4 protein-coding genes are annotated in these 4,680 nt (G+C 68.0%); all 4 read left to right on the forward strand.

Annotation, left to right across the window (positions count from 1 at the left end):
- The first annotated feature begins 75 nt into the window (after positions 1–75).
- Positions 76–801, forward strand: a complete 726-nt coding sequence (locus QZV72_RS00650) for an ATP-binding cassette domain-containing protein (protein ID WP_297004007.1) — start codon at positions 76–78, stop codon at positions 799–801.
- Between the two features lie 55 nt (positions 802–856).
- A complete protein-coding gene (locus QZV72_RS00655; protein ID WP_297004009.1) occupies positions 857–2,002 on the forward strand; it encodes a SufD family Fe-S cluster assembly protein in 1,146 nt (381 codons plus the stop codon).
- 172 nt (positions 2,003–2,174) lie between these two features.
- Positions 2,175–3,515 carry an O-acetylhomoserine/O-acetylserine sulfhydrylase gene (locus QZV72_RS00660; protein ID WP_297004012.1) on the forward strand — a complete coding sequence of 447 codons (1,341 nt, stop codon included), beginning with the start codon at positions 2,175–2,177 and terminating at the stop codon, positions 3,513–3,515.
- A gap of 5 nt (positions 3,516–3,520) precedes the next feature.
- Entirely contained in the window at positions 3,521–4,642 is a 1,122-nt protein-coding gene (locus QZV72_RS00665; protein ID WP_297004013.1) for a homoserine O-acetyltransferase, read from the forward strand.
- The last annotated feature ends 38 nt before the right edge of the window (positions 4,643–4,680 follow it).

A 4,680-nucleotide genomic window follows, 5' to 3' on the forward strand; every position in this document is an offset into this window, starting at 1 on the left:
CGTCCGGGGGTATACGAACGTAGGATCAGGGGTGAAGGGCAGACATCCACCGCAACAGAAAGCGTGGCAGGAACCATGACCACCCCCCTCCTCGAACTGAAGAACGTCAGCATCTCCGCCGTCGGGGACGACGGCTCCGGGCACACGATCTGTCACGACGTGAACCTCACGATCAACGAGGGTGAGCGCCATATCCTGCTCGGACCGAACGGCTCCGGAAAGTCGACGCTGCTCGCCGGCATCATCGGCCTGCACCCCTTCCGCATCACCACCGGAACCGCGACCTTGCGCGGCACGGACATCACCGGCATGGAGATCGAGGACCGCGCCCGCGCCGGCATCGGACTCGCCTTCCAGCGGCCGCCCGCACTGGCCGGAGTCTCCGTCGACCGGCTCGCCGCCGCCATCGGTGCCGGCGACCGGCTGGCCGGGGCAGAGGAGGTCCTCGGCCTCGACCACCTCGGCGACCGCGACGTCAACTGCGGCTTCTCCGGCGGCGAGGCCAAGCGCTTCGAGGTCATGAAGCTGGCTCTGCAGGGTCCGCAGCTGTGCCTCTTCGACGAGCCGGAGTCCGGTGTCGACCTCCAGCAGGTCGGCGTCGTCGGACGGGCCGTCAGTGACCTGCTGGACTCGACGGACGACGAGGGGCGTCCGCGCGCCGGACTCATCATCACCCACACCGGGTTCATCCTCGACAGTCTCGACGCCACAGTCGCCCACCTCATGGTCGACGGCACGATCGTCTCCTCCGGAGAACCGCGCGCGATGTTCGACCGCATCCGTGCCGACGGCTACCGCTGACCGCCCACCACACCCCCTGATCACCCCGGGGACCATCAGAAAGGACGCGATCACCATGACCGCCACCACCAGTTCCACCGCCGTCCAGGAGTTCACCACCGCAGTCGGCCCCGGGGCCGTCACCCCCGACCTCCTCAGCCAGGTCGGTTGGGAGGATCCTTCCGGGCGCTCCTCCACCGCCGTCGTCCTGGACCACGGATACACGACCATGGACTCCACCGACCCGGACGTCGTCGTCATGCCACTGGCGGACGCCCTCCTGACCTACCCCTGGGTCCAGGACCTCATGTGGAGTCTCATCGACCCGGACGAGGACGAGGTCCTGCGCCGCGCCTTCGAATCCACCCGGACCCCGCTGGGCACCTTCACCTGGGTCAAGGACAACGCCAAGGTCGAGATGCCGCGGCAGTCCTTCACCGTCATGACCGTCCCGCAGGAGCGCCAGTTCGTCCACGACATCACCGTCATCGGCAGAAACGCCGAGGTCGACTCGGTGTCCGGCTCCGCGGTCGCGCCCGGGCTCACGCAGGGCAGTCACGTCTCCGTCGGCGAGACCTTCATCGGCGACGGTGCCAGGCTGCGCAGCGTGGACGTGGACCGCTGGGGCCCGGAGATGTCTGTCCACACCTACGACCGCACCCGGGTCGGCGAGGGGGCGACCGTGAGTTCCGTGTCGATCGCGGTCTCCGCACTGAGGAAGGCCCGCTCAACCTCGGTCACCGAACTCGGCAAGGACGCGAGGTGCACCTCGCACTCCATCGTCTTCGCCCCGGAGGGCACCGACAGGGAGATGGAGGACCAGACCATCCTCACCGGCCCCGGCGCGCGGGCAGAAATGGTGGCCCGTATGGTCTCCGACGGCGGCCGCATCAGCAACGCGTCCACCCTGACCTCCACCGCACCGGACGTCAAGGGTTTCCTCGAGTGTGACGGCCTGCTGCTCCGCGACGGCGGCGGCATCAACTCCGTGCCGTCGCTGGACGCGAAGATCGCCCGCGCCCAGCTGTCCCATGAGGCGTCCGTCGGCATGATCGACGACGACAAGCTGGACTACCTCAAGGCCCTCGGTATGGACGAGGACGCCGCCCGCGACCTCATCGTCCAGGGCTTCCTCAATCTCGAGGACAGCAGGATCCCGGCCTCCGTCCGGGACCGCGTCACCGAGCTCGTCTCAGCGGCCCGGGGGGCGGAGAAGATGTAATCCCCTGCCAATGTACAGCTCGGTCTATCATTTTTAACGCGTTAACCTGCACTGATTCGTTAAAGTAGACCGAGCTGTTTGCTGTGTATGCCACGTGTCGACTACTGTTCTGTTCCAGCGAACACGCCCCGGCCGCCTCGACCGGACACAACAGCTCTCGAAGGGACACCACATGGCCACGAAGTACGACAACAGCAACGCGGACAACTGGGGATTCGCCTCCCGCGCGATCCACGCCGGACAGGTCGTCGACTCCGACACCGGAGCCCGCAACCAGCCGATCTACCTCACGGCGTCCTACGTCTTCGATTCCGCGGAGCACGCGAAGCAGCGTTTCGCGCTCGAGGACCTCGGCCCCGTCTACGGTCGCCTCACGAACCCGACCCAGGAGGCCCTGGAGAACCGGGTCAACTCGCTGGAGGGCGGCGTCCACGCAGTGGCCTTCGCCTCCGGCCAGGCCGCGGAGACGGCGGCGTTCTTCAACCTCGCCGGTGCCGGTGACCACATCGTCACCTCCGCCCGCCTCTACGGCGGCACCGAGACGCTCTTCGCCGTGACACTCGCCCGCCTCGGCATCGAGGTCACCTTCGTCGAGGACCCGGACAACGTCGAGGCCTGGCAGGCGGCGGTCCGGCCGAACACGAAGGCCTTCTACGGTGAGACCTTCGCCAACCCGCAGGCCGACGTCCTCGACATTCCGGCGGTCGCCGAGGTCGCCCACCGCAACCTGGTCCCGCTGATCGTCGACAACACCCTCGCCACCGCCGCACTGGTCCGCCCGCTGGAACTCGGCGCCGACGTCGTCGTGGCGTCCCTGACCAAGTTCTACACCGGAAACAGCTCGGGACTGGGCGGAATCCTGGTCGACGGCGGCTCCTTCGACTGGACCGTCGAGCGGGACGGCGAGCCGGTCTTCCCCGCCTTCGTCACCCCGGACCCCGCCTACCACGGGCTGAAGTACGCCGATCTCGGCGCGCCCGCGTTCGGCCTCAAGGCCCGGGTCGGTCTGCTGCGGGACACGGGTGCGACGCTCTCGCCCTTCAACGCCTGGGCCACCATCCAGGGCCTCGACACCCTCGCCCTGCGGGTGCGCAGGCACAACGAGAACGCCCTGGCCGTCGCCGAGTTCCTCGACGCGAACCCGGCCGTCGCGAAGGTCAACTACGCCGGACTGCCCACGTCCCCCTGGTACGCGGTGAAGGAGAAGCTGGGACTGGAGTTCACCGGCTCCGTCCTCTCCTTCGACCTCGCCGTCGACGACAGCTGGTCCGACGAGGCCCAGGAGAAGGCCTGGACCTTCATCGACGCCCTCAAGCTTCACTCCGATCTCGCCAATGTCGGCGATGTGCGCTCCCTCGTCGTCCACCCCGCCACCACCACCCATTCCCAGTCCGACCAGCACGGTCTGGAGCGGGCCGGTGTCAACCGCGCGACCGTCCGGCTCTCCGTGGGCATCGAGGACATCGAGGACATCCTCGCCGACCTCCAGCTCGGCTTCGACGCCCTGTCCTGATCACCATGTCAGTAGACCCCGCAGTCCTCCCCGCCTCCGGAGGTTCAGTCACTCTCCCGATCGGTGACTTCATCACCGAGGCCGGCGTCCCGGTTCCCGGGGCGATGCTCCGGCTTTTCGCCTTCTACGGTGGAACCGCGCACGATGCGGCCACCCGGCCGGTGATCCTCGTGGAGCATGCGCTGACCGGCGACGGCGATGCGGCGGACTGGTGGCCGGGCATCATCGGGCCCGGCCTCGCCCTCGACACCGACCGGTACCTCGTGCTCTGCGCGAACTGTCTCGGGGGATGCCAGGGGTCGACAGGTCCGGCGTCCCCCCACCCCGACGGCGGCTTCTGGGGCTCACGGTTCCCCGCTCTGTCGATCCGCGACCTCGTCGTCGCGGAGAAACAGCTCGTCGTCGACGCGCTGGGGGTCGAACGGATCCACGGCGTCATCGGCGCCTCGATGGGCGGGGCCAGGGCCCTCGAATGGTCCTTCCTGTATCCGGAGCCCGTGGAGGCGGTCCTCGTGATAGCCGTGTCCGCCCGGGCGTCCGCGTGGCAGATCGGCATGCAGTCCGCCCAGATCCGGTTCATCACCGGCGACCCCGACTGGAACGGCGGTGACTACCACGGCACCGGACGTTCACCGGCCGCGGGACTCGGGCAGGCCAGACGGATCGCCCACCTCACCTACCGCGGTGAACTCGAGATCGACGAGCGTTTCGGGACGGACCCACAGGACGGTGAGAACCCCTACGGGCCCTACTGGTCCACCGGCCAGCGGTTCTCCGTGGAGAGTTACCTCGACCGCCAGGCAGAGAAGTTGGTCGACCGCTTCGACCCCGGCAGTTACGTGGTGCTCACCGATGCCCTCAACAGGCACGACATCTCCCGGGGCCGGGGTGGTCTCAACCATGTGCTGGGGACATCCCGGGTGCCGACGATGGTGGCGGGGGTCGACACGGACATCCTCTACCCCTACCACCAGCAGGAGCACCTGTCCCGCAACCTCGGCGACTTCATCGGGCTGTCGAAGATCACCTCCCCCACCGGCCATGACGGCTTCCTCACGGAGACCCGTCAGATGACGGTCATCCTGGAGAAGTTCCTCACCAAGGCGGAGCTGCTCGCACAGCGGTAGGATGTCGGCATCGACGCTGACCTGCGGGGACGCCGGCA

This window comes from uncultured Corynebacterium sp. (assembly GCF_902782855.1).
In the GTDB taxonomy this organism is placed as follows: domain Bacteria; phylum Actinomycetota; class Actinomycetes; order Mycobacteriales; family Mycobacteriaceae; genus Corynebacterium.

Coding starts and splice junctions, on each gene's coding strand:
- QZV72_RS00655 (WP_297004009.1), top strand. CDS start 857: ATGACCGCCACCACCAGTTCCACCGCCGTCCAGGAGTTCACCACCGCA.
- QZV72_RS00650 (WP_297004007.1), top strand. CDS start 76: ATGACCACCCCCCTCCTCGAACTGAAGAACGTCAGCATCTCCGCCGTC.
- QZV72_RS00665 (WP_297004013.1), top strand. CDS start 3,521: ATGTCAGTAGACCCCGCAGTCCTCCCCGCCTCCGGAGGTTCAGTCACT.
- QZV72_RS00660 (WP_297004012.1), top strand. CDS start 2,175: ATGGCCACGAAGTACGACAACAGCAACGCGGACAACTGGGGATTCGCC.